The sequence below is a fragment of the Acinetobacter bereziniae genome (assembly GCF_016576965.1).
GTDB classification, from domain to species: Bacteria; Pseudomonadota; Gammaproteobacteria; order Pseudomonadales; family Moraxellaceae; genus Acinetobacter; species Acinetobacter bereziniae.
The window spans coordinates 4,397,773-4,423,158 of the sequence record NZ_CP066119.1 but is presented as its reverse complement, the minus strand read 5'-3'; the positions used below and the strand labels follow the sequence as shown (position 1 = coordinate 4,423,158).

Below are 25,386 nucleotides of genomic sequence, written 5' to 3'. Positions count from 1 at the left end.
AATATCATTACTAGAATTGGTTCAATAATTTATGTATGAATTAGCAACAAGACTTTTAAATAATTTTAATCAGTGGCATGAACTTGTACTGACAAGCATTAAAGCTATTATTGCAATAGGAATAATGTGTTTAGTTGCGTATCTAGTAAGCATTGGTTACATACCATCGGAAATTAGCTTTGGTGATACCCTTGTTTTTTTACTAATTTTTGTGGCATGTTCCCTCGTCTATGGCGGAATGAGCATGGTATTATTTTTCTTTGGTATATCTCTTACACCATTGGTATATTTAATTTTCAGTACAGTTGATAAATATTTACCACCTCATATAAGAATAGGAAAAAAGCTCACTTTTCCAAAGATCAGCATAACTACATTGTTTATATCAATTTACTTTTTATATGTCATTCGAGGTTTGCTGTTATTACATTGGAAAATTAGCCTATATGTAGCGCTTACATCTGCTTTCATTGCATTATTTTATTATCCTTTTTATATAAATCGGCTGAAAATAAAAGAATTTAGTAATAAATTTGAAAACTTAAAAGAAATAATTGATGATCCAAATGCGAGTGATAACCTTAAAACCTTTGCAACGACCAAACTTAAAAGATTAGAAATACATATTAAAGACAGTATACAAATGACGTTTTTTATTGTTCTGACACCGCTTGTACCGATGTTTTTGATTGGGGATATTGGTAAGTTATTTTTGGATTATACAATGCAAAAAACAGGTGTCCGTACTGAAAAAACGACACTCTATATCAAAGCTCCTTATGCGAATTTAATTGATTTACCTAAAACGACAACCAAAGAACTTAACCAAGATCAAATATTTATTTTTAAAGATATCAAAGTCTTATTTCAGGGTATTGGTAAAAATACTTTAATTTCTTATAAAGTTAAAAATATTGAAAAGCAGATCGTAATACCGAATGAATATATTACTGTGGAGAGGAATAAGAAAGAGGATAATTAATCACAAAAAAGCCTAAACCACGACAGTTTAGGCTTTTTAGCTTCCAGTGGATGAGGTTGGAATAAATTTGGCGGTGAAAGAGGGATTCGAACCCTCGATACGCTATAAACGTATACACACTTTCCAGGCGTGCTCCTTCAGCCACTCGGACACTTCACCAAGGCGAGGGATGATAACCAAAAAAAAGAATTCTGCCAAGCAACAATTGAGTTAGAGCAAAAAAAATTTCACAGTGATATGATTGCGCAAAAATAGTGTCTAATTTTTGAAGACGAATCTATGCAAAGTACTGCAAAAAAAGCCGCGTTACCTGCGATCACACTCGCAGCACTAGGGGTGGTATTTGGAGACATCGGAACCAGTCCCTTGTACGCCCTACGCCAATGTTTTCTCACCGCACACATCGCCATCACTGAAGCAACAGTGCTGGGGATCTTATCGCTGATCTTCTGGTGCATGATGCTCACCATCAGCTTTAAATATGTTACCGTCATCATGCGAGCAGATAACAATGGTGAAGGCGGGATCATGTCTTTGCTGGCGCTCAACTTGCGTTCCAACCGAATCCCAGATAACCGAAAAATCTTTCTGATTGCTTTAGGCTTTATCGGGGCATCGCTGTTTTTTGGCGACGGTATCATTACCCCAGCGATTTCAGTGCTTTCTGCGATTGAAGGGCTAAGTATTGCTACACCGATGTTTAACAAATGGTTAATGCCATTGGCGATTGGAATCCTTACCGCACTGTTCCTTGTGCAACGACATGGTACAGGGACCATGGGTAAATTCTTTGGTCCAATCACCCTGACTTGGTTTGCATCCATCGGTTTAATTGGTATTCACAGTATTAGCCAAACACCGTATGTACTCACCATGCTGAGTCCACATTGGGCATTGAACTTTATTTTTCATCAGCCTTTTGTTGCCTTCTTAACGATGGGAGCGGTGATTTTAACCGTAACAGGGGGGGAAGCACTTTATGCTGATATGGGGCATTTTGGGCGACTGCCGATTCGTTTAGGTTGGTTTATTATCGTATTGCCGTGCCTCTTACTCAACTATGCAGGGCAAGGGGCGCTGTTGCTACGTGATCCAAGTGCGATCGAAAACCCATTCTACCTACTCGTGCCTGAGTGGGGTTTATATCCGATGATTGCCTTGGCAACAGCAGCGGCAGTGATTGCCTCCCAAGCGGTGATTACAGGCGTATTTTCCATGGCAAACCAAGCCATTCAACTGCGCTATTTACCACGCTTAACCGTACATCACACCTCTGATGTTGAGCAGGGACAAATTTACTTGCCGTTTATTAACTGGATTCTATTTGTTTCGATCCTATTGCTTATCGTGATTTTCCAAAACAGTGCCAACCTTGCCAATGCTTATGGTGTGGCGGTCACAATGACTATGCTGTGTGACACGATTTTAATCGCATTTTTAGCTTATGGTTTCTGGCGTTGGCCAAAGTGGAAAGTGGCATTATTTGCGGTGCCCTTTTTAGTGATAGACAGTGTTTTTATTGGTTCAACCTCATTAAAAATCATCTCTGGGGGATGGGTGCCGATCCTAATCGGTGCAATCGTGTTTACCATTCTGATGACATGGAAAACTGGACGGGAAATTGTCTTTAACCGTTTGGAAAAAGATGCCCTGCCACTGGACCTATTTATTAAAAGCGTCAGCTTGAGTGATGAAACTCAGTTTGTACCCGGACAAGCAGTATTCTTAACAGGCAATCCAAATATTGTACCGCATGCGATGTTGCATAATATTAAACATAATAAAGTGCTTCATGAACGTAACATCATGGTGACGGTGATTACCCGTGATGTGCCTTATGTACCTGAGCAAGAGCGGATTCGTGTTGAAGTCTTAGATGATCGCTTCCAACGTGTCTTTGTTTATTATGGTTTTAAAGATCAACCAGATATTCCGAATGCACTTGAATTGGCATATAAGCAACTTGAAGTTGAGTTCGATATGATGCATATCAGCTTCTTTATCTCACGTGATCGTTTAATTCATACCGTGGGTGAGGGTATGGCACCATGGCGTGAAAAACTGTTTATTTCAATGCAACGTAATACCAGCCCTGTGAGTGACTTCTATCAAATTCCACCGAACCGTGTAGTTGAAATGGGTAGTCAAATCGAGATTTAAAAAGTCTCACAATATGAAAAGCCAGAAATCATTCTGGCTTTTTTTATTTCAATCATTGGCTTGCGTTGATGTTGGTGCGGACGATGGACGTTGCGAGAGGTCTTGATGTTGAGGAGGTGGGGAAATATCGATAATTCGGCGTGATTCAGTTGAGTTCGGATCTTTCGGGATGGTTTCCAATATGCGTGGAGCAGGTTTAATTGGGGGCACTGTGGTTTTTAAGTGCTGGTGGTGTTGGCTTTTATTCTGTAAATGAGGTTTTATTGTCAGTTTGGACTGATTTTCAATACTTTGCTTAGCGGTTGGTGAAGCAGCAAAAGCAGCGCAATTTAGCAAAGCACAGAGCAGTATCATCCCATATTTTGCTTGAAGTTTGAATCGTCGGAATATTTGCACTGTCTGTTATTCCATAAACATGATGGATGAATATAAACCCTGCGACAAATTGTGTCGCAAAGCTGTCGAAGATCTGATTTTAACATGCCATAATTTCGATGACAGCAGCAAGTCATTCGATGGAAGTAATTTAATTTCTTAATTTTTTTGCAAGCAATCAATGCTTGAGAAATTTAAAAAATTGTTTGAATAGGTAAAAATTGTAGAAGCTTTATTCAGTTGAATATTCACATAATATCTTTCGTTGCCTGAGCTTGTTAAGCTGTTTTATTGAATTCAAAAACCAAGTATGGATTGGTTCTGAATATCTTGTCTGTTATGTGGCTTAGGATGATTTTTGTTGAAAAATTCAGTAGTTAAATTGGTGTTGGGTCTGGTGGCTACTGGAAGCTTTGCGATTGCATTTGGTCAAGAGAAAATTTTGCAGTTATTGCCTTTTACTCAAGGCAGTTCTCTTAATTCTGAGTGCTTAAATCAGTTCTATCGAGATCAACCGCCGATCTTGATGAAAGACAGTTTAAAAAAGAACAGTTATCCTTTGTGTTTTAATGGCTTTAATGTGATGTATTCGGGCATTTCCAAAACACCACTTTGGACAGCGGAGTATTTATCACCACAACGGTTAAGCCAAAAGATTAAACGTGAAGACAGCTTCCATGAAGAGGAGCGAATCAGCAGTCAGCATCGAGCACTACTGTCTGATTATCGTGGTTCTGGTTATGACCGTGGACATATGTCGCCCAATGCCGATATGTCGACCAAAGCCTCTCAGTTTGATAGCTTTTCTTTGGCAAATATGGTGCCGCAAGCGCCTAAAAATAATCAGCAAGTCTGGCGAGAGTTAGAGGAAGCAACACGTGCGATTGTGACCAAACAAAAGAAAGATGTTTATGTGGTTACGGGACCATTATTTAGTGGCAAAAAACTTAAAACCATTGGTCGTGGTGTGATTGTTCCAACCGCTGTCTTTAAAGCGATCTATTTGCCTAAACATGGCATTATTGGTGCTTATTACGCGCCTAATAATAATTCATTGCAGGTCAAAGTGGTCAGCGTGTGTTATTTGGAAGAGCAGCTAGGAATGAACTTATTTCCACAGCTCACCGAAGAACAAAAGCGCAATACCTATAAATTGCCTTTAAATGCCAATCAAGTAAAAGCCAATAAAGAAATCGAATATTCTCATTGGGATGCAGAAAGTCAGTGTGCTGAAGCTGTGCCACAGGATCAGATTACCACGGTACAAAAGCAATTCCAGCCTGCCAGTCGTTCTACATCGACCAGCAATATTGAGTTGCCTAAAGTAGATGAAGAAACCAAAGATGCCTTGGTAAAACAATTGGCTGAAGCTTTGTTGCATTATATTTTACAAATTTTGAAATAATTAAAGCCGTATTAGAGGAGAATCTATCTATACTAGAGCTGTTTTATCCATCAAAAAATGATGATCAAAGCTCAATCATATGGATATTGAAAGTGGCTACTCGCTTTGCGAGAGGCTGGGTATGATGGTGCTTAAAAGAGTATATACAAGCAGGTTTTTGTTTATAACGTTAACAATAGAGAAAATTAAAATGTTTAAAGCTTTTGAAAATGATACGGAATCGCATGCAATTCATGATTTGACCTTAGAAAATCAACTGGATTGTATCAATGTCTATGGCAACTTGCAGATTACTAAGGATCAAGCAGGCTTAAAAGCTGCTAAAGTTTTACAAAGTTATTTGAATGACATTGTGGCAACTTTGGAGAAGCAAAGTGATCTGCCCGCGCAGATTGTTCGTCAAAATGAAGGTGAAATAGAAAATCCGTTTCTTTAAGCGCTATTGATTTAATTTCTATTTAAAGATTGAGATAAAAAACCTGCTTCAGCAGGTTTTTTAAAATTTAACAGACTGAATTAAAGTTCAATGTGTGTGGTTTAAACCAAAGCATTTAACTGCGTGCTTCATTTCCAACGACTTTATAAATAATTGCACCAATTATAGCACCCACGATCGGTGCAACCCAGAATAACCACAGTTGGCTCAATGCAGCGGTTTCTGCAAATAAAGCGACCGCGGTACTGCGTGCTGGATTGACGGAAGTGTTGGTTACAGGAATACTGATTAAATGGATTAGGGTTAGCGCCAAACCAATCGCAATCGGTGCAAAGCCTGCTGGTGCGCGTTTATCCGTTGCACCTAAAATTACGATTAAGAATACTGCGGTTAAAACAATTTCAATGATCAATGCTGAAACCAAAGAATATTTTCCAGGAGACAAATCTCCATAACCGTTGGTTGCAAAGCCACCTGTTCCAGCGAACCCAGCCTGTCCTTGAACAATTAAATATAAGATAAAAGCCGCGAGAATACCGCCGACGACTTGAGCAATGATATATGGAACGAGGTCTTTGGCATCAAAACGACCACCCACCCATAAACCAACACTGACTGCTGGATTGAAGTGTCCACCTGAAATATGACCGAGTGCATAAGCACCAGTAAGTACTGTAAGACCGAATGCCAGTGCTACACCAGCAAAACCTATGCCTAATTCTGGGAAAGCAGCAGCAAGTACCGCGCTACCACATCCTCCAAAGACCAGCCAAAAGGTTCCGATAAATTCTGCAAGATATTTATTCATATTGATTCCTATTTATTTTTTTGAACGGAATGGGTTATGTCGCTATTTTTTAAATAGTTGATAATCTTTCGATGAGGTACAACTTTATATTTTCAGCATCATTATCATAGTTTAAAAATATGAAAATTGAATCACAAATATAATTTATTGATAATACTATCACTTAATGTTCTGATTTAATTGTGGAAAAAACCGCAAAGATTTGCCAAAAATATGATCTAAATAAAGCATTAATAGAGGAAATTTAATAAATATTTATCATTTAAATCAGGCACGATGATGTTTAAGTATTTCGATTTTGAAGTCGCCATTGTTGCGGTGTGAGCCCAGTCCATTGTTTAAAAGCACGTTGAAAGGCACTTTGTTCGGAGTAGCTCAAAAGCAAAGCAATTTCATGTAGTCCTAAATAGCGATCCTGCAAATATTGAAAGGCGAGTAGTTGCCGAACATCTTGGACACGTTGTTGATAGGTGGTATTTTGACTTTGTAAATGACGTTGTAATTGGCGTGTAGACATATTGAGCTGCTTGGCAACTTCCTTAATTTGATAATTATTTTTTTGTAGCCCCAATAAAATACTTTGTTGTAAGCGCTCATCTAATTGGGTGGTATTCGGCAAGCTGTCCAGTAGAGCTTGTGCTTGTTGCATCAGCAACTTTTGTAAGGTTTGGTCACTTTGTTTAACCGGAATGGTTAAAGCAGAAATAGGGAAGATCATCTCAACTTTTGGTTGTTGGAACTTTACTGGACAATTGAAAAAGCTTTCATATGCCATGCTATTTTTGGGTGCTTGGTGAATAAAATTGACTTGATAAAGTTGAATATTGTCAGAAACAAATAAACGTAAAAATTGAATCATCACAGCAATCGCGATTTCATCCGTGATTTGAGTGGTGAAGTGAGCCGGTAGATTTGCCCAACCCACCGAAATATGTTGTTCATCATAATATTCGACTTTAAGTGGGCTACCATCATAAATTAAACGATGAAAATCATGATAGCGGCTGAGGGCTTCTCCTAAACTGTCACAGGACTGTGCAATATAGGCAATAATCCCTATATGCTTCGGTTGTACATAAGGTGCGATTTCTAGCCCTAAAGCAGGGCTTTGTACTTGTGACTGTATCTCATCCAAAATTTCACGCCAAACGGTATAGTCAAAGCGTTCAAGATTTTGAACCTGTTGTAACTTGGGTGAAATGTTTAAGCCTCTAGCTTCGCTAAAGGTATAGAGTAATTGCCCAAGCCCTCCATAAACGGAGCCTGCATAATCCTTTAATAGCATCATTGACACATCTTGTTGTTGTGCGATTTACATCATGTAAGATCAAACTTGGTGCTATTTTAAGCGAGTTTAAATCCAGCAAACAAGTCGCATTTTATGGGGTTGGTGATAGATTTTCTATAGTGTTCATGTCGTGATTTGTCAATGAAAATACTTTTCCATGTCAATATCTTTTTTCAGCACAGTTTTATATTAAAAAATAAGCAGAGGAGAAAAAACATGTTAAAAGGCTTTTTAGTTGGATTGGTCTTTGCGAACGGCTTTGAGTGGATTGCACATAATTATATTTTGCATGGTCAGCACCGTCCTGGAAAGCCACGTTTTAGCCCTGTTCCAAGAAGTATGAAATCGCATTGGGAACATCATCGCGAAGTCCGTAAGCAGGATTTTCATGATGATGGTTATGTGCAAGGTATATCGAATTGGCGCACCAAAAATGAAATTGTTTCATTGGCAGTGGTTGCAGGTGCTGCGAGTTTAATTTTTTATCCGATTTCAAAAGGCATGGTGGCTGCATCTTTATATAGTGCATGTAATTATTATTATATTCACCGCCGTGCACATTTAGAGCCAGCATGGGCGATGAAGAAAATTCCTTGGCACTATGATCATCATATGAATGCAAATCAAGATGCAAACTGGTGTGTGACCAAGCCGTGGTTTGACTATCTGATGGGAACACGGGTGATCTCATCCGCAGATTTACAAGAGCAAAATCCGTTGGGAATCACGCTACCTCAGCCGATTGCACACTGGGTTTCAACAACCGTTGAAAAGTATTTTCCTGCAAAATGGGTTGAGAAAAAACCACAAGTGATTGAAGAACATTCGGCGAACCGTGTAGATTCAGTCGCCTGATCTTGTGTTTTGTTAAAGTTTAGCTTTGACTCATCTGATTGGTTTGGAGCGCTATTCTTGTCTCCATTGATCTGAAAGCGCGAATTATCAGTTCGATTGTCGTGATTTGTCACAAAATATGTATGTTTGGTCAATGTATAACATGTTTTCATGATTATACTGGCTAGCATCAAGATATGTTTCAGAATGCAAATAGCTGTCGTTTCTGAAGTTTATAGGAGTCTCCAAGACTCCTTTTTTTATGTCTACAAAAACAAAAATCGCACTTCTCACATGGCACGATCAGCGTAGCTAATGGGGTTTGATGAGTATCAAATCAGAGCTAAGCTAGTACAGCTTAATCTATGGCATCCATGTCGCCAAACGCGATAGCGATGCTGGTCAAATTGATAGATGTCGGTCAAATTGGTAGAAGGGAAAACAAAATCTTTCTACAACCTAAGCGCTATATAAAATATTTGAAAGAATAGCGTTAAGTTGAACGTATATTAATTTAATCTCATTTAGAGAAATGCGATTAGATTCTGGCAATGTTTTAAGTGCTTTGTTCTTTTGAGCATCAATAGACTATAAAAAATCCCCATCAGGGGATTTCTTTATGAAGCACAATACACAGGTTGCTTTCAAATGACCATTGTATAGATCTTTGAATACTACTCTGGTTTAAGCCCTTCAGCTTTTTCCAACGATTCATCATTATTGAAGAATTTTTCACGTTGTTCTTCTAAAAACTTCTTAGCATCCGCTTCAAATACATTTAAACGTTTTTCATTAATCAATGTGGTTTGATGCTTTAACCATTCTTGCCAAGCTTGTTTAGACACAGTGTCAAATAATTCCTGTCCTTTTGCGCCTGGGAAAGGTGCAAAGTCTAAACCTTCTAACTCTTTTTGATATTTACGGCAAAATACTTGTCGAGTCATATCAAAACTCCTTATGCATAAAGTTTTTCTAAACGTGTATGAGCGCGTTCAATCGCCGCTGCCACTTGAGCAGGTGCAGTCCCACCAATATGGTTACGGGCATTCACTGAAGCTTCTAATGTCAATGCTTTTTCAAATACATCTGCCTGAATTAAATCAGAGAACTGCTGTAATTGTTCAAGCGTTAATTCGGAAAGGTCTTTAGATTCCTGAACACCCAATGCAACTGCCTTACCTACGATTTCATGGGCATCACGGAAAGCGACCCCATTTTTAACCAGATAATCTGCCAAATCTGTTGCAGTAGAGAAGCCACGAAGTGCTGCTTCACGCATTACATCAACATTTGGTACCAGTGCAGGAATCATGTCTGCGAAAGCCATCAATGAACCACGGATGGTATCAATGGCATCAAATAATGGTTCTTTGTCTTCTTGATTGTCTTTGTTATATGCCAAGGGTTGACCTTTCATCAAGGTTAACAGGCTCATAAGATCGCCATAGACACGACCAGTTTTACCACGAACCAATTCTGGAACATCTGGGTTTTTCTTCTGTGGCATGATCGAAGAACCAGTACAGAAACGGTCTGGAATATTCACAAATTTAAATTGTGCAGACGTCCAAAGAATCAATTCTTCTGACATACGTGATAAATGCATCATGATCAGTGAAGCAGCTGCGTTGAATTCAATGGCAAAGTCACGGTCTGATACAGCATCTAGCGAGTTTTCAGCAACTGCTTCAAAACCTAATAATTCCGCAGTGAACGCACGATCGATCGGATAGGTCGTACCTGCCAATGCCGCTGAACCCAAAGGCATACGGTTAACACGTTTACGACAGTCAATCAGACGCTCAGAGTCACGTACCAACATTTCAAACCAAGCCATTAAATGATGACCAAAAGTCACAGGCTGTGCAGTTTGTAAATGAGTAAACCCAGGCATGATGGTTTGGGTATTGTTGCTGGCTAAGCGAAGAATACCTTTTTGTAGTTTTTCCAGTAATTTTAAAATTGCGTCAATTTCATCGCGAACATAGAGACGAATATCTGTCGCAACTTGGTCATTACGGCTACGCCCGGTGTGTAGCTTTTTGCCTGTGATACCAATACGCTGAGTCAAGCGAGATTCGATATTCATATGCACATCTTCAAGATCGATGCGCCATTCGAATTGACCTGCTTCAATTTCAGTTTTAATTGTATTCAAACCATTGATAATGTCATCACGTTCTTGTTCTGTAAGCACCCCAACTTTTGCTAACATAGTTGCATGTGCAATAGAGCCAGCAATATCTTGTTTATAAAAGCGTTGGTCAAACTGGACAGAAGCAGTAAATTCAGCAACAAAGGCATCAGTAGCTTCAGAGAAACGACCGCCCCACATGCCTGAAGTTTGGGCTTGTGACGGATTAGAGGAATTAGAAGATGTGGTCATATCGGCTCAGTAGGAAAAAAAGCAGTAGAACTAAACGCAGTATAACAAATTCAGCCTCACTTGCCGAAGTAAAGCACAATCATTCATCAAGAAAATCTACTTCGCATTTTCAGCCTTCGTATTTTTTTAGCAAAATGGGGCATCGTCAGTATTTATTGGAATTATTTATTTCCAGTAATGTATTGGCTTTTTTATTAGCACTGGCAGAAGCACAGTCGTGGAGCAATCTAAATGTTTGGCATGTTTTAGAATATATTTTATATATTAACTGGATATTATTGGCATTTGCTGCCTTTCAAGATCTATTTGCCAAAAGGTTAGCGCAATATACTTATTTGTCGGTGATGATTTTCAGTTTTATACTTTTACAGGTCATCGTCATGTGCACAACTTTGGTGCTGAATATTGTGCATTATTGGGCTGTTCATTTTTCTTTACAAAATATTTCGACAAGCGATATCAGTCATAATCTTATTTTGCATTTAAGTTATGGGATATTACTCGGTGCATTTTGTTTGCGTTATATGTATATTCGCGAGCAAGCCGTTTTACAACAACACAGTGAATTAAATGCACGGGTTCAAGCCATGCAGGCGCGAATTCATCCTCATTTTCTATTTAATAGTTTAAACAGTGTGGTGAGTTTAATTGCAATTGATCCAGATAAAGCAGAACAAATGCTGATTGACTTGTCAAAATTGTTTAGAGCAAGCTTTCAAGAATTAAAATTGGTGACCTTAAAAGAAGAAATACAATTATCGAAACAATATATTGCCATTGAACAAATCCGTTTGGGCGAGCGTTTAAATGTCGAGTGGAATATTCCACAGCCAGGATTATTGGAATATGTGCAAATTCCATTATTAACCCTGCAACCCTTAATTGAAAACAGTATTTTTTATGGGGTCGAAAACCAAATGAAAGATGCCAAGATTGGGATACTGGTTGAAATATTGCAAAATCAAGTCAATATAGTCATTACCAACCCATTTTTACAAGATAGAATAAAAGTGAGACAAGGGCATGGAATTGCTTTAGAAAATGTAAAACAGCGTTTAAAAGCACATTTTGGCGATTCTGTTTATTTTCGGAATTATGCAGGGAATGGATTATTTACAATGGTCATTCAATATCAGTATAAAAATAGATGATTGGGACATGTATTAAAAATAAATAATGTAGGTATTTGGGTAAGGAGGAGCAATGGACATCCTGATTTGTGATGATGAACCGCTTGCAGTGGAACGCTTATCACGGTTGGTGTCGCAACTTGGGCATCAGGTTATTGCCACAGCACAACATGGAAAGCAAGCATTGGAGATGGTTCAACAGTTTGAGCCTGACGTCGTGTTGCTGGATATTCAGATGCCAGAAATGGATGGCTTAAGTTGTGCGCAACATTTGGCGCATTTTAACCCGATGCCTGCAATCGTATTTTGTACAGCGTTTGATGAGCACGCTTTACAGGCGATTCAATCTCAAGCAAAAGGATATTTGTTAAAGCCAATTGCCAAGGATGAATTGGAAACAGTTTTAGGGAATGTGACTAAACTGACGCAAGCTCAATTAACTCAGATAGAAAAAAAAGAACTCATGGAAGAAAAAGTGCAAAGGCAGCAAATTGCTGCAAAAACCTATCGAGGTTTGGAACTGATCCCTGTTGAAAATATTTATTATTTTTTAGCAGATCAAAAATATGTCACCGTTCGCCATAAAAATGGGAGCGTTTTGATTGATGAAACCTTAAAGGATTTGGAAACTGAATTTTCAGATCGTTTTATACGAATACACCGTAATGCACTCATTTCTTTGGATTATTTGGATGGTCTGGAAATGGTTGCTTCAGGACAGTATCAAGCGCGATGCCGTGAGCTTGAGGAGCGTCTGGCGGTGAGTCGTCGACATTTACCATTGCTTAGGGAACGCATGCAGAATTTATAGTTTTGTGTGAAAGATAAATCATTTTGATAATTTACTTGCATTTTTAAGATTGCAGGGTAAGTTTAGAGTGTTTAAAAGTTTGGCAAAACTGAAATGATGAAAACCTTGAAAATCGCAACTCGACAAAGCCCGCTTGCATTGTGGCAGGCAGAACATATTCGTGATCGTTTAGAACAATTGCATCCGCATATCAAAGTAGAGTTGGTGACTTTTGTCACTCAAGGTGACAAAATTTTAGACACGCCCTTGGCTAAGATTGGTGGAAAGGGTTTATTTGTCAAAGAACTTGAAGCAGCATTGATGGATGGACGTGCAGATTTAGCTGTACATTCTATGAAAGATGTCCCTATGCAATTGCCTGAAGGTTTAGAGCTGGCGGTGATCTGTGAGCGTGAAGATCCATTTGACGCCTTTGTTTCAAATCATTATGCAAAGTTTGAAGATTTACCTCAAGGTGCCAAACTTGGTACTTCCAGTCTACGCCGTAAATGTCAAATTCTGAAACAGCGTCCTGATTTGGATGTGATTGATTTACGAGGCAATGTGGGTACACGCTTGTCTAAGCTTGATGCAGGTCAGTATGATGCGATTATTCTCGCCAGTGCTGGGTTAAAGCGTTTAGGGCTTGCACAACGTATCCGTCATAGTCTCGCACCAGAACTCAGCTTGCCTGCTGTGGGACAAGGTGCATTAGGTTTAGAGTGTCGTTCTAATGACCCTGAAACTTTAAATCTGATTCTGCCTTTGATGCACAATGAAACCAATGCGTGTGTACGTGCTGAACGCGCCTTCAATGCTTATCTTGAGGGTGGATGTCAGGTACCAATTGCAGGCTTTGCAACACTGGACAATCAAGTATTGTCTTTAGAAGGTCGTGTTGGAAGTACTGACGGTCAGACATTGCTGTGTAGCAAGGTCAGTGGTACTGCCGAACAAGCAGAGCAGTTGGGTGTAAAACTCGCACAAGATTTATTGCAACTTGGTGCTGGGGATTTACTTAAAGCACTGTATCAAACACAGTAATTGGATTGCGATGCTGTTTATCAATACACGTCCGATTGACCGAGCTGAGCCTTTAACAGCATGCTTGCGTCAATCAGGTTTTACTGTGGTTGATTTGCCTTTATTAGCGTTAAAGCCCCGTCCATATGACAGTACTTTAGCTACACTGTATTCAAAACTTTTAACAACACAGTGTATCGTCGTAGTCAGCCCGATGGCTGTGCAGATTGGGATGCAATATCTACAACAGTCAGGACTCTCACTTGCACAAATTCAACATATTCAATGGATTGCTGTTGGAAAAAAAACGGCTCAATGCTTGGCTGAGTTTGGGATAGCAAGTCATGTACCCGAAGTGGAAAGCTCCGAAGGTATGCTGAGTTTACCGATATTTAACAGCATAGAGAATATTCAGAAAATTGCATTTTGGCGCGGTAAAGGTGGTCGCCAATTTATGATGCAACAGTGCCAAGAACGTCATATTGATGTTTTAAACTTTGTTTTATACGAGCGTTTATGCCCACCAGAAACCCAAATACAGTTTTCTGCTTTGCTCAATCAAATAAATCAATTTGAGCCGCCTTACTGGACTTGTATCAGTAGTGAAGCAAGCTGGCGAAATTGGTTGGCGTTGACAGAAAAGCATCCTCATTTGGTTGATGCCTGTCATTATTTAGTTTTGGGTGAGCGTTTGTATCAATTATTAATGCATGATAAAAATACGACTCAAAAATGTTTTAATATCACTCAAATTTTAACGCTAGAACCAAAAGCAATTCTACATAGCATTGTGCAGTTGCAAAGGAAATTATGAAGAAGTTTATTTATATCTTATTGTTGATCGCTCTAGGATGGCTCATTAAGTTGAGTTATGACTTCTATCATGTTTCACAACAGTTGGATGAGATTCAACAAAAACTTCATAAAAGTGAACAAAAAAATGCCAGTTTGAACGATCAATTGGTGGCAGTAAAAAGACAAGCGGATGAACCGAGTCAAGAAACAAGCAAGCAACCTCCTGTACTCAAAGAACCCAGTACGGGAATCAACCCAAGTGTGTTGATTAAACAGCAACTCGAGTTGGTTCAGTTTGCGATACAACAACAGCAATTTGTCTACGCGCTGGAGCATTTAACCCAAATTAACCAATCTTTAGATCAATACGCATTGGCAGAGGCAGTCAAGCAAAGTCTGCATCAAAGCATTGCTCAAGATATGCAGAATATCCAACAGTTTGTGATTGAAAGAAATGCACAGCAAGATCAGTTGGATAGCTTAATCAAACAAGTTGATCAAAGTTTGACTGCAGAACTGAAAAATAATCAACTCAAATTAAATACCAGTCAGAGTGCCCACTTTTGGGAGAAATGGTTCAAGGTCGATGTACTTAGTGCGGATACACCAGAATTGAGCAATCGCCGCTTTATTTTAAAAGAAACTCAATTGAGACTCTTGCTCGCTCAACAACTTCTAGTTAAAGGTCAAAATGTTGAATATAAAGCCATGCTGAATCAGGCGATTCAACAGCTTGAACTGTTGCCTGATGCTGCGAGTCAGAACATCAAACAACAATTATTAAAAATTAAACAGAGCTCACAATCTCCTGTTCCTAAGCTGAATAGCTTGGCAGTGTTGGGGTTGTGAGATGAAACATATTTTCTTGATCTATGCCTTTATTAGCCTGATTATTTTTGCGATTTTAAGTGTACTCAGTTATACCGCAGGGGCAGGTTATGTTTATGTGCTTTGGCATAATATTCAAATCCAGACGAACTTATGGGTGTTGTTATTTTTAGGCGTTATCATCAGCTTTCTTATGCATGTGATGTGGTATGCCTTAAACCGTTACTTACGCCGAGAAAAAAGAAAATTAGAACAGGTTTTAAACTTTAGTGATTTGCATCCCTTTGAACAATTGGGTGTGTTGTGGTTATTAGATGGTGAAGATGAGCAAGAACAGGTTATTCAAAATATTTTTGATCAATCGGGTTTATTAAAAGCGATTATTCAATCCCGAATATTGTTCAAGCAAGGTGATTATGCAGCAGCTTTGCAAGTTTTGGAAAATAGCCCACCCTCAGCATTTGAATTAGCCGAAATTCTCCGTATCGAAATTTATTTGGCGCAGCATGACAGTCAGCAAGCTTTGACACATCTTGAGTTTTTAAATGGTCATGAGTTGTCGCCATGGCTCAGTCAACTTTCAGAAAGTTATAAATTATCAGTACAAAAATTATGGGGACAGTTTGCAATCCAGTCACCTTGGCACTATTTACATTCAAGTCAATTTGGACAGTTGGAAGTCGCGACCAAACAACAATGGTTGATTCAGCTTTTAGGTTGCTATGACCAAGCGCAATTTGAGGACTTGGAGTTATTACAGCACAAGTTTTTTGAAATCGCACCTTTACTTGATCAAATGCCCTATGACACCAAAGTATTATGGTTGAAGTTAATTACTCGTCTACCTGAGCTGGCACAGCAACAGCAACAACTTGCCATTCAATTGCTGGATGAGAAATTCGATCAGGATGTTTTCTACTTATGGTTTCAACAACAGTTGCTTCGGCAAAATCCAGATTATGAATATCTGGAACAACAGATTATTCATCTGGAAAGTAAGTATATAAATATTCCTGTATTTAGTTTTGCAAAGTGGCATATATATACGGCGACACAACGTGAAACAGAAGCGGATCAGCTCTTAGCATTATATCCAAATGATATTTTGATGAATTATTTACGGATTAAAGCCACTCTAAATGGCAATGATGAATTAATTCAGCAATTGAATTCAATTTTTGAAAAAGACAGCAACTACATTCAGTTTAAAATTTGAGAATACATTATGAATCTATTGGCACAATTCCCTATCGTTTATGAACAAAAGGTCGCTTGGGGAGATATGGATGCTTTTGGTCATGTGAATAATGTGCAGTATTATCGTTATATAGAAAGTGCACGTATTGCATATTTTGATCGTTTAAATGTATTTGAACAAGATGTTTTAACTGTGGTTGCTTCAAGTCAATGTAAATATTTAAAACCAGTATTTTATCCAGATGTGCTACATATTGGTGCAGGTATAGCGGAAATGCGCAATAGTGCAATACGCATGCATTATGTATTATTCAGTGAACAGCAACAGGAGATTGTTGCCGATGGTGAAGCGGTCATCGTATTTGTAGATAAAGATTCTATGAAAAAAGCATTAATACCTGAAAATTTAAGAAAAGTTATAATTGATCTCGAAGCAACAGTTCAAAACAATTTGCTGAATTTATAAAAACGCTACAGTTATCATCATTATATTTAAAACGTGTATCAAAAATTACTTTTTGTTGTATGTTTATTTTGACTGGGATAAATAAACATTTTTGGCATGTTATAATCATTTTTTGTTGTTTTATGTATTTATTGGGGAATATATGTATTGCCAATTGGTATAAATAAAAATACTATTGCTGTGAATTTATTTTAAATATATTTGCGAAGTTTAATGTGGAGTGTTAATGATGCCTGATATTAGTAATTTATCTGTTGAAGAGTTAAGAAAGTTAACAGCTGAAGCTGAAGCTTTAATTGAGAGTAAAAAAGATCAAGCGATCGAAGATGCTTATAATAAGATTGTTGAAATTGCAGAATCTGCGGGTTTAAGCCTAGAGCAGTTTATTGAGTATGGTGCTCAAAAACGTAAAAAGACAACACGTAAAGCTGTTGAGCCACGCTACCGCAATAAGAAAAATACAGCTGAAACTTGGACGGGTCGTGGTAAGCAACCTCGCTGGTTGGTTGCTGAAATTGAAAAAGGCGCTAAATTAGAAGATTTCTTGATCTAATCTTCATCTAAGTGTCATTCAATGACGATAAAATAAAAGAACCAAGCAAAACTGCTTGGTTTTTTTATACGAGTGAATTGGCGATATGAAAAAATTATGCATAATGTATAAACAAGAGGGCATCATCTTGCATGGAAGAATAAATCAATGATGGTAAAGCTGGATGAATAAAAAATCAAAACAGATGACCTGGTGGATTACTGGAGTTGTCGCTTTTTTAATTTTTGTACTTTTACAAGTTCCTGCAACATGGTTAATTGCTAAATTTTATAAAAATAATCAAACCTTACACAATGTCAGTGGCAATATTTGGCAAGGGCAAGCGGATTGGCATAAAGGTAATTTACGTGGGTCAGTTTCATGGCGTACGCGTCCTTGGGATTTAATCTTATTGCGTGTTGGGGCAAATGTTGAGGTTCATAGTGGACAAACGCAACTTAGTGGGGTTGTGGGCTATGGCTTGGGTAAAAAAATCATTGTTAATCAAATGCAAGGTCAGATTGCTCCTGAAACATTGAAAAATATAGCCAACTGGCAATGGCCTGCAAACGCCATACAGATTTCGGACATGAGCCTTCGTTTTAAAAAAGATACTGGATTTAGTGATGTTGATGGTCAGCTGCATTGGGCTGGTGGTGAACTTCGCTATACTTTTGGTCAACGGCAAGATCAAATGAATATCCCTTCTTTAAATGCACAGCTAAAAGATGAAGCGGGTAAACTGATTTTTGATATTCAAGATCAACGCAGTCAAAAAATGGCGAATATTAGTTTAGATCCAAGTATGATGTTGGATGTACAATTGACCCAAAGAATGTTACTCAATGTTCCATCTTATGATGGAAAAGCTGGACTGGATACATTTGTGATCAGTTCAAGACAACCACTGATTCAAGGTGGTTTCTAATGAATATAAAAGAACAGTTTGAAAACATTTCTTGGAAAAAAGCAGAACATCTCGCACCTGTTGCCTTATTTATATTGATTTTGGCATTGTGTTGGAAATTAGCCTCTATTTTTTGGTGGGTGGTCGCACCACCTCAAGTGATGCAACCTGAACAAGTGAGTCTAGGCTCGCAACAAGCACAAGTTCCTAATATTTCAAGTTTTTCCTTGTTTAATGAAGTGGGTTCAAGCGCAACAGCAGATGACAGCATTCCAATGGTATTGCAGGGTGTTGTGGTGAGTTATCCTGCACGCTTTTCATCGGCTGTGATTAAAGTAAAGGAAACGGCAGATCGTTATGTGGTTGGTGAAACCATAGAAGGCACCAGTTATCAGTTGTCAGAAGTATATTGGGATCATATCGTTTTAAGCCAAGGTGGCAATAATAGTAAAGAGTTACGTTTTACAGGTTTGGATAATTTATATCAGCCTTTACCTGGGCAGCCTGCAGATTCGAATATGGCAACACCAACCAGTAATCCAGATCAAGCTGTACCGCCACCACAAAATACCAGTCAGAATGCGTTGGGGCAGGCAATTGATCGAATGAATGAAAATCGAGAACAATATCTAAAGAACATGGGGGTGAACACCAATAGCGGACAAGGCTATGAGGTGACAGAACAAACCCCCGCAGCACTTCGAAATAAATTAGGACTTCGGTCTGGGGATCGCATTCTTTCACTCAATGGGCAGTCAGTCGGTCAAGGACAGAGTGATGTTCAACTGCTAGAACAAGCAAAGCGTGAAGGAAAAGTAAAAATTGAAATTAAGCGTGGTGATCAGGTGATGACCATTCAGCAAAGTTTGTAAGTGGCTAGGACTACAAATAAAATTAGGATAGATAATAAGTTATGGCTTTTTTGACTCACAATCGACCACTCTGGGCTATCGTTGCAGCAGCACCCATGATGGTTGCAGTTAGTACAGCAACATATGCTCAGACGTGGAAGATTAACTTACGCGATGCTGATCTCACGGCTTTTATCAATGAAGTTGCAGATATTACGGGTAAAAACTTTGCTGTTGATCCGCGCGTACGTGGCAATGTAACTGTTATTTCAAACAAACCACTCAATAAAAACGAAGTTTATGACCTATTTTTAGGTGTGCTCAATGTCAATGGTGTAGTGGCGATTCCATCAGGCAATACCATACGTTTAGTGCCTGACAGTAATGTTAAAAACTCTGGTGTTCCTTATGATCCACGCAATAATGCACGCGGTGATCAGGTGGTCACACGGGTAATTTGGTTAGAAAATACTAATCCAAATGATTTAATTCCTGCACTTAGACCGTTAATGCCTCAATTTGCTCATTTGGCAGCCATACAAGGCACCAATGCGTTAATTGTTTCAGATCGAGCGGCAAATATTTATCAACTTGAAACCATCATTCGTAATTTGGATGGTACAGGACAAAATGATATTGAAGCTGTACCTTTGCAGCAAAGTCAGGCTGAAGAAATCATTAAACAATTGGATGCAATGAGTGCGACTGGCGCATCAAAAGATTTCGCAGGGGCACGGGTACGTATTATTGCAGATGTACGCACCAACCGTATTTTAATTAAAGGCGATACAGGTACACGCAAACGTATTCGTAATATGATTGAAATGCTCGATGTGCCATCAGCAGATCGTTTAGGTGGACTAAAAGTATTTAAACTCAAATACGCCAGTGCAAAAAATCTCTCTGAAATTTTACAAGGCTTAGTCACTGGGCAAGCAGTCAATTCAAATTCAAATAATTCTTCGACCAATAATAATTCTAGTAATAGCAGTAATTTAAACAATAACAGTAATAACTCTTCTTCAAATTCCAGCTCAGGGAGTACTATTTCAACGCCGGGGATTAATTTAAATAGCAATTCCAATAACAATAATCAAAACAGTGTCACCAGCTTTAATGCTAATGGGGTAAGTATCATTGCGGACGGTGCACAAAATGCCTTGGTGGTCAAAGCCGAACCACAATTGATGCGAGAAATAGAAGCCGCCATCCAGCAATTGGATGTACGCCGTCAACAGGTATTGATTGAGGCAACTATCCTTGAAGTGTCAGGAAATGATACAGATCAATTGGGTGTGCAATGGGCAATGGGTGACATTAGTAGTGGTGTGGGGGTTGTCAATTTCTCTAATGTGGGTACAAGTTTAGCTAAATTGGCAGCAGGCTATCTATCAGGTGGTGCGGCTGGTTTAGGAAGTGCTGTCGGTCCAGGTACGTCGCTTATTTTAGGGGATTATAAAGAAGGGGCAGATGGTTCTCGTAAGCTCTATGGTGCAGTGATTCAGGCATTAAAAGAACGAACGAAATCAAATCTACTTTCTACGCCTTCTATTCTGACCATGGACAATGAAGAAGCTTATATTGTTGTGGGTGAAAATGTACCTTTTGTAACAGGGTCGGTATCTACAGGCACGGGCGGAACGGTCAATCCTTATACTTCGATAGAACGTAAAGATGTCGGGGTCACCTTAAAAGTTGTTCCCCATATTGGTGAGGGTGGTTCAATTCGTTTGGAAGTCGAACAAGAAGTCTCAGGGGTCAAATCTAGTAAAGGGCAAGCTCAGGATTTGGTGACCAGTAAACGTGCGATTAAAACCACAGTGCTTGCTGATCATGGGCAAACGGTCGTATTGGGTGGCTTGATTTCAGATGATAGCGAACATTCACGTCAGTCTATACCGTTCTTGGGCGATATTCCTGGCTTAGGGCGTCTGTTTAGAGCAGATGGTAAATCGAATATTAAACGTAATCTTTTAGTGTTTATACATCCAACAATAGTGGGTGGTGATGCAGAAATACGTCGTTTATCCCAACAGCGTTATGACCAGCTATACAGCTTGCAATTGGCGATGGATAAAGATGGGAATTTTGCCAAACTGCCTGCCAATGTTGATGATGTATTCCAACAGCGCTTGCCTATTACCTCATCACCAAATACTCAGCCTAAACTGATTCAACCACAGCCGACGGCACAGCCATCCAGTCAATATCAGAAAGTACCCGCAGGTGGCGTAGCAACAAATCCAAACAAAAGCAATGCGGTTACAACCCCTGTTGCAGAGGAACCCAACGATATCCGTAAGCAGTAGCGGATATTTTAAGTGTTAAAATTAAATCAGTTGTTTGATTGAATGTTTAAGATTTACAGTTAATTTGTTGCAATGGCTTGTTTGATTCATGAGCTAAAGTATGGTTTTAAGTTGATTTAGAACTCTAGATGTGTCGTGTTAAAATAAATGTAAATTGGAATGAGAGAATGACGATGACTTGGAAATTACAAGCAATTTCGGGTGAGCTAGAAGGACAGGAAGTGACGATTGGCCGTGACATGTTGGTGGGTCGCCATCAAGATGCGGATCTTTTATTGCAGTCTGCGGAAATCTCACGTCGCCATGCCGCATTTTTATTGAAAGACGATGCATTATGGGTACAGGACTTAAAGTCATCAAACGGAACTTTTGTGAACGATATACGTATCGATCAAGATAAAATGTTGATGGATGGCGATATTGTTCAATTTGCCAGTATTAAATTCAATGTACTTGCACCTGTAAAAGCAGTTGAAGTGGCTGAGCAACCGATCATAGAGCCTACCTCTATCATTGCAGATGCTGAACCAGCGATTGCACAAGTTGAACCATCAGTTTCACAACCAGCCGAACAACAAGTACAACAGCCTGCTGAGGCTATTGCAACCGCAGAACTTGATACACCTGTATCAGTTGAACCGAGTGCGGCAGAAAAAATGAGTGAACAGGGCATGCCAGAGCTTTCGGCACGAGATAGTAATGTACAAATCACTCGTGAAGGAATGCCATCAGGCGTAGCTGTACCTAAGCCAGCTCCAATTCCTGATGGTGTTGACATTCATACGCCAATAAAACCTGACATTGAACAAGTTAAAGCGCCAGAAGCACGCGTTGAAAAAGAGATAGAAACTCAGAAAAATGCCAAAGTTGGCTTGATGACGGTGGTTGTCTTAATCATTTTGGCAATTATTGCATGGCTGTTGTTTAAATAATCTGTGAATGCGATACACTCAAGGCATGCAATCGCATGCCTTTGTTTTATGTAAAGTCTATACAAAGACTAAAGTTGGATTTTATTTTTAGTGCAATAAGTTTTAAAAAATTATTTTAGGTGTACAGCATGAATGTGGCAAAGCTAGACCAACGTGAACTTATTTTATTTGATTTGGATGGAACATTGGTTGATTCAGCATTTGATTTATATCGTGCTATGAATCTGAGTTTGGCACGTTTAAATCTTCCTTTAATCACTGAGCAACAAGTCCGCGTTTGGATTGGCAAAGGCACATCATTATTTTGTGAAAGTACTTTAAAATATTTAAAAGGCGAGGTTGATCCCGTATTGCATCAGCAGTTGCTTGATACATTTTTGGAAATTTACAATGCCGAACCATGTGTAGATACTCAGCCATTCTCTGGGATTTTAGCGTTTTTAGATTGGGGAATACAAAATAACAAGAAGCTGATTTGTGTGACCAATAAACCTGAACAGCCTGCCAGAAAAATCTTAGAAGAATTAAAAATGGATCACTATTTTGTTGATGTGATTGGTGGAGATCGTTTTGAAGTACGAAAACCACACCCAAAACCATTGTTGTATTGTGTGGAAACATACCAATCTTCAGTCGATAAAACATTGATGATTGGTGACTCAAGTAATGATGTAGAAGCTGCCCGCCGTGCAGAGGTTGATTGTATTGTGGTCAGCTATGGCTATAATCACGGTGAAGATATTCATCTTTGTCAACCGCAACAGGTGGTCGACGATTTAACAGAGCTTTTGGCTTAACCCCTATATTTGAAATTGTTGTGAGAAAAGGAAAGAGGAATGAATGGAAAAGGTACTTTTCGATGGCGTCACTAAGTGAGCTGTATGCAAATCAATACTTAGTAATATCGAAAATAGAGAGAATTCCTCATGACAACTTTAGCGCAATTTGAACAATTAAAATCGGCGGGATATAACCTGCTTCCTGTTTATCGCCAACGTTTAGCAGATACGGATACGCCATTGTCTGTATTTGCACGGTTACAACAGCACCAACAGGCATATTTATTTGAATCTGTCGAGGGGGGCGAAAACTGGGCACGTTACTCGATTATTGGTCTGGGTGAGTCAACTGTATTTTCCTGCAATGCTGGACAACTTACAGTTAAATTTCCAGATGGGCGAGTTGAGACACAGACATGTACTGATCCATTTCAATATATTCGTGACTTTCAGGCACAGTTTAAAGTGCCTACGCAACAAGATTTACCTGCGTTGCCAAATTTTACAGGCGGCTTGGTTGGGTATTTTGGTTATGACGCAGTACGTTATATTGAACCACGCTTAAGCAATGTGCCTGAAGCTGACCCTGTTGGGTTACCTGATTTATGGATGATGCTGTCAAAGACAGTGGTGGTGTTTGATAACTTAAAAGACACTTTGTTTTTGATCGTACATGCAGATGTTAATGATCCACAAGCTTATAACAAGGCACAACAACAACTCGATGCTTTGGAAGCCATATTGGCAACGCCGATCAGTTTGGTTGCAAAAAAACATACAGCACCACATTTTGAATCTTTAACTGGGCATGACCGTTTTCTAGAGTCGATTGAAAAAGTCAAAGCATATATTCGTGCTGGAGATGTGATGCAGGTTGTACCTGGGCATCGAATGGTCTCGGATTTCGATGGTGATCCATTACAGGTTTATCGTGCCTTACGCCATTTGAATCCTTCTCCTTATTTATTCCTAGTACAAGGACAGACCATTGCTGACCAAAAACCATTTCATATTGTAGGTTCGTCACCAGAGATTCTTTCCCGCCTTGAAAATGGTATTGCGACTGTACGACCACTTGCGGGAACACGCCCTCGTGGAAAAACCAAAGAAGAAGATTTGGCACTGGAAAAAGATTTGCTTTCTGATGAAAAAGAAATTGCAGAACATCTAATGCTGATTGATTTGGGGCGTAACGATATTGGACGCGTTTCAAAAATCGGTAAAGTGCAAGTGACTGATCAAATGGTGATCGAGCGTTACTCACATGTCATGCATATTGTTTCCAATGTGCAGGGTGAAGTGTTGGATGATGTTGACGCTTTGGATGTTTTTAAAGCAACTTTCCCAGCCGGGACACTTTCTGGCGCGCCAAAAATTCGCGCGATGGAAATTATTGACGAAGTTGAACCGGTAAAGCGTGGTATTTTTGGTGGCGCTGTTGGTTATTTAGGCTGGCATGGTGAAATGGACATGTCGATTGCGATTAGAACCTGTGTAATTCGTGAAAATAAAGTCTATGTACAGGCTGGAGCGGGGCTTGTTGTGGACTCAAATCCTGAATCAGAGTGGAATGAAACCCAAATAAAAGCTCGCGCAGTGATCAAAGCGGTTGAATTATCATCAAACGGATTGATTTTATGAGTTTTTGGGGTTTTTTTTAAAAAAAACACTTGCAAGGATTCTGAGTTTTGCTAAACTGCACACCGTTCCGATACGAAACGTACGAAACACTAAGAAACGCCGGCATAGCTCAGTTGGTAGAGCAACTGACTTGTAATCAGTAGGTCCACAGTTCGAATCCGTGTGCCGGCACCATCTTAAAGTTTTGTGTTATAATGTAGAGGAACGGCACTGAAAGTAAGTGTAAATGGTGAGATTCCCGAGCGGTCAAAGGGAGCAGACTGTAACTCTGCCACGAAAGTTTCGAAGGTTCGAATCCTTCTCTCACCACCATTAACTTCGATAAGTGGTTAATTACCAACATTAAGCGGGAGTAGCTCAGTTGGTAGAGCGGTAGCCTTCCAAGCTACATGTCGCGAGTTCGACCCTCGTCTCCCGCTCCATCGAAGATGATTGCTCTTATAGCTCAGTGGTAGAGCACTCCCTTGGTAAGGGAGAGGTCTCGAGTTCAAATCTCGATAAGAGCTCCAGATACAATTTAGTAGATTATTCT

General features: G+C 39.3%; 24 protein-coding genes and 5 tRNA genes. 23 read left to right on the top strand and 6 right to left on the bottom strand.

Annotated elements, in window-relative coordinates:
• Window positions 1-31 precede the first annotated feature (31 nt).
• The gene (locus I9192_RS20740) at window positions 32-982 is read left to right on the top strand and encodes a hypothetical protein (protein WP_200150019.1); all 951 of its coding nucleotides are present in this window, start codon (window positions 32-34) and stop codon (window positions 980-982) included.
• Between the two features lie 68 nt (window positions 983-1,050).
• Here the strand turns inward: I9192_RS20740 and I9192_RS20735 are convergent.
• Window positions 1,051-1,141: transfer RNA gene (locus I9192_RS20735), tRNA-Ser, on the bottom strand.
• Window positions 1,142-1,261: 120 nt separating this feature from the next.
• On the opposite strand from I9192_RS20735, the gene I9192_RS20730 reads away from it, so the two are divergent.
• Window positions 1,262-3,142: a potassium transporter Kup gene (locus I9192_RS20730; RefSeq protein ID WP_004826198.1), complete on the top strand. Its 1,881-nt coding sequence runs from the start codon at window positions 1,262-1,264 to the stop codon at window positions 3,140-3,142.
• A 48-nt stretch (window positions 3,143-3,190) separates the two neighbouring features.
• Here I9192_RS20730 and I9192_RS20725 read toward each other — a convergent pair whose 3' ends face one another.
• Window positions 3,191-3,538, bottom strand: a complete 348-nt coding sequence (locus I9192_RS20725) for a hypothetical protein (RefSeq protein ID WP_228289329.1) — start codon at window positions 3,536-3,538, stop codon at window positions 3,191-3,193.
• Window positions 3,539-3,875: 337 nt separating this feature from the next.
• On the opposite strand from I9192_RS20725, the gene I9192_RS20720 reads away from it, so the two are divergent.
• Window positions 3,876-4,922: a DNA/RNA non-specific endonuclease gene (locus tag I9192_RS20720; RefSeq protein ID WP_005035248.1), complete on the top strand. Its 1,047-nt coding sequence runs from the start codon at window positions 3,876-3,878 to the stop codon at window positions 4,920-4,922.
• A 190-nt stretch (window positions 4,923-5,112) separates the two neighbouring features.
• Window positions 5,113-5,358: a hypothetical protein gene (locus I9192_RS20715; RefSeq protein WP_005035250.1), complete on the top strand. Its 246-nt coding sequence runs from the start codon at window positions 5,113-5,115 to the stop codon at window positions 5,356-5,358.
• A gap of 115 nt (window positions 5,359-5,473) precedes the next feature.
• Here I9192_RS20715 and aqpZ read toward each other — a convergent pair whose 3' ends face one another.
• The gene (aqpZ, locus tag I9192_RS20710) at window positions 5,474-6,166 is read right to left on the bottom strand and encodes an aquaporin Z (protein WP_005035252.1); all 693 of its coding nucleotides are present in this window, start codon (window positions 6,164-6,166) and stop codon (window positions 5,474-5,476) included.
• A gap of 283 nt (window positions 6,167-6,449) precedes the next feature.
• Complete coding sequence (locus I9192_RS20705) at window positions 6,450-7,454, bottom strand: AraC family transcriptional regulator (protein ID WP_200150018.1); 1,005 nt, start codon at window positions 7,452-7,454, stop codon at window positions 6,450-6,452.
• A 216-nt stretch (window positions 7,455-7,670) separates the two neighbouring features.
• On the opposite strand from I9192_RS20705, the gene I9192_RS20700 reads away from it, so the two are divergent.
• A complete protein-coding gene (locus I9192_RS20700; RefSeq protein ID WP_004826210.1) occupies window positions 7,671-8,309 on the top strand; it encodes a sterol desaturase family protein in 639 nt (212 codons plus the stop codon).
• A gap of 653 nt (window positions 8,310-8,962) precedes the next feature.
• Here the strand turns inward: I9192_RS20700 and I9192_RS20695 are convergent.
• Window positions 8,963-9,232, bottom strand: coding sequence for an oxidative damage protection protein (locus I9192_RS20695; protein ID WP_004826212.1), 270 nt, complete (start codon window positions 9,230-9,232; stop codon window positions 8,963-8,965).
• An 11-nt stretch (window positions 9,233-9,243) separates the two neighbouring features.
• On the bottom strand, window positions 9,244-10,674 hold the full coding sequence (argH, locus tag I9192_RS20690) for an argininosuccinate lyase (RefSeq protein ID WP_004826213.1): 1,431 nt from the start codon (window positions 10,672-10,674) through the stop codon (window positions 9,244-9,246).
• Between argH and I9192_RS20685 the strand changes: the two genes are divergently transcribed.
• The 18 genes from I9192_RS20685 (at window position 10,665) to I9192_RS20600 (ending at window position 25,363) form a co-directional block, all read left to right on the top strand.
• A complete protein-coding gene (locus I9192_RS20685) occupies window positions 10,665-11,825 on the top strand; it encodes a sensor histidine kinase (protein ID WP_026040288.1) in 1,161 nt (386 codons plus the stop codon). The two genes, argH and I9192_RS20685, sit on opposite strands and share 10 nt — an antisense overlap.
• A 52-nt stretch (window positions 11,826-11,877) precedes the next feature.
• Window positions 11,878-12,615, top strand: coding sequence for a LytR/AlgR family response regulator transcription factor (locus tag I9192_RS20680; RefSeq protein WP_004826215.1), 738 nt, complete (start codon window positions 11,878-11,880; stop codon window positions 12,613-12,615).
• A 96-nt stretch (window positions 12,616-12,711) separates the two neighbouring features.
• Complete coding sequence (hemC, locus tag I9192_RS20675) at window positions 12,712-13,638, top strand: hydroxymethylbilane synthase (protein ID WP_026040287.1); 927 nt, start codon at window positions 12,712-12,714, stop codon at window positions 13,636-13,638.
• Between the two features lie 10 nt (window positions 13,639-13,648).
• Window positions 13,649-14,431 (top strand): uroporphyrinogen-III synthase, encoded by a 783-nt coding sequence (locus I9192_RS20670; RefSeq protein ID WP_005035260.1) that lies wholly within the window; start codon window positions 13,649-13,651, stop codon window positions 14,429-14,431.
• Window positions 14,428-15,261, top strand: a complete 834-nt coding sequence (locus I9192_RS20665) for a hypothetical protein (RefSeq protein ID WP_200150017.1) — start codon at window positions 14,428-14,430, stop codon at window positions 15,259-15,261. The genes I9192_RS20670 and I9192_RS20665 overlap by 4 nt, the downstream gene beginning before the upstream one ends.
• Window position 15,262: 1 nt before the next feature.
• Window positions 15,263-16,456 (top strand): YfgM family protein, encoded by a 1,194-nt coding sequence (locus tag I9192_RS20660; protein WP_005035264.1) that lies wholly within the window; start codon window positions 15,263-15,265, stop codon window positions 16,454-16,456.
• A 9-nt stretch (window positions 16,457-16,465) separates the two neighbouring features.
• On the top strand, window positions 16,466-16,903 hold the full coding sequence (locus tag I9192_RS20655) for an acyl-CoA thioesterase (protein ID WP_004826221.1): 438 nt from the start codon (window positions 16,466-16,468) through the stop codon (window positions 16,901-16,903).
• A 226-nt stretch (window positions 16,904-17,129) separates the two neighbouring features.
• On the top strand, window positions 17,130-17,456 hold the full coding sequence (locus I9192_RS20650; RefSeq protein ID WP_004826222.1) for an H-NS histone family protein: 327 nt from the start codon (window positions 17,130-17,132) through the stop codon (window positions 17,454-17,456).
• Window positions 17,457-17,619: 163 nt separating this feature from the next.
• Window positions 17,620-18,363: a type II secretion system protein N gene (gene gspN, locus I9192_RS20645; RefSeq protein WP_200150016.1), complete on the top strand. Its 744-nt coding sequence runs from the start codon at window positions 17,620-17,622 to the stop codon at window positions 18,361-18,363.
• A complete protein-coding gene (locus I9192_RS20640) occupies window positions 18,363-19,214 on the top strand; it encodes a type II secretion system protein N (RefSeq protein WP_004826224.1) in 852 nt (283 codons plus the stop codon). Before gspN ends, I9192_RS20640 begins: the two co-directional genes overlap by 1 nt.
• Before the next feature lie 41 nt (window positions 19,215-19,255).
• Window positions 19,256-21,502 (top strand): type II secretion system secretin GspD, encoded by a 2,247-nt coding sequence (gene gspD, locus I9192_RS20635; protein WP_200150015.1) that lies wholly within the window; start codon window positions 19,256-19,258, stop codon window positions 21,500-21,502.
• Window positions 21,503-21,675: 173 nt separating this feature from the next.
• Window positions 21,676-22,434 (top strand): FHA domain-containing protein, encoded by a 759-nt coding sequence (locus I9192_RS20630; protein WP_200150014.1) that lies wholly within the window; start codon window positions 21,676-21,678, stop codon window positions 22,432-22,434.
• Between the two features lie 128 nt (window positions 22,435-22,562).
• Window positions 22,563-23,231, top strand: a complete 669-nt coding sequence (locus I9192_RS20625; RefSeq protein ID WP_200150013.1) for an HAD-IA family hydrolase — start codon at window positions 22,563-22,565, stop codon at window positions 23,229-23,231.
• A gap of 129 nt (window positions 23,232-23,360) precedes the next feature.
• Window positions 23,361-24,854 (top strand): anthranilate synthase component I, encoded by a 1,494-nt coding sequence (gene trpE / locus I9192_RS20620; protein WP_005035277.1) that lies wholly within the window; start codon window positions 23,361-23,363, stop codon window positions 24,852-24,854.
• Between the two features lie 98 nt (window positions 24,855-24,952).
• Window positions 24,953-25,028, top strand: a tRNA-Thr gene (locus I9192_RS20615).
• A 54-nt stretch (window positions 25,029-25,082) separates the two neighbouring features.
• Window positions 25,083-25,166, top strand: a tRNA-Tyr gene (locus tag I9192_RS20610).
• 34 nt (window positions 25,167-25,200) lie between these two features.
• A tRNA-Gly gene (locus I9192_RS20605) sits at window positions 25,201-25,276 on the top strand.
• A gap of 12 nt (window positions 25,277-25,288) precedes the next feature.
• Window positions 25,289-25,363, top strand: a tRNA-Thr gene (locus tag I9192_RS20600).
• Window positions 25,364-25,386: the final 23 nt, after the last annotated feature.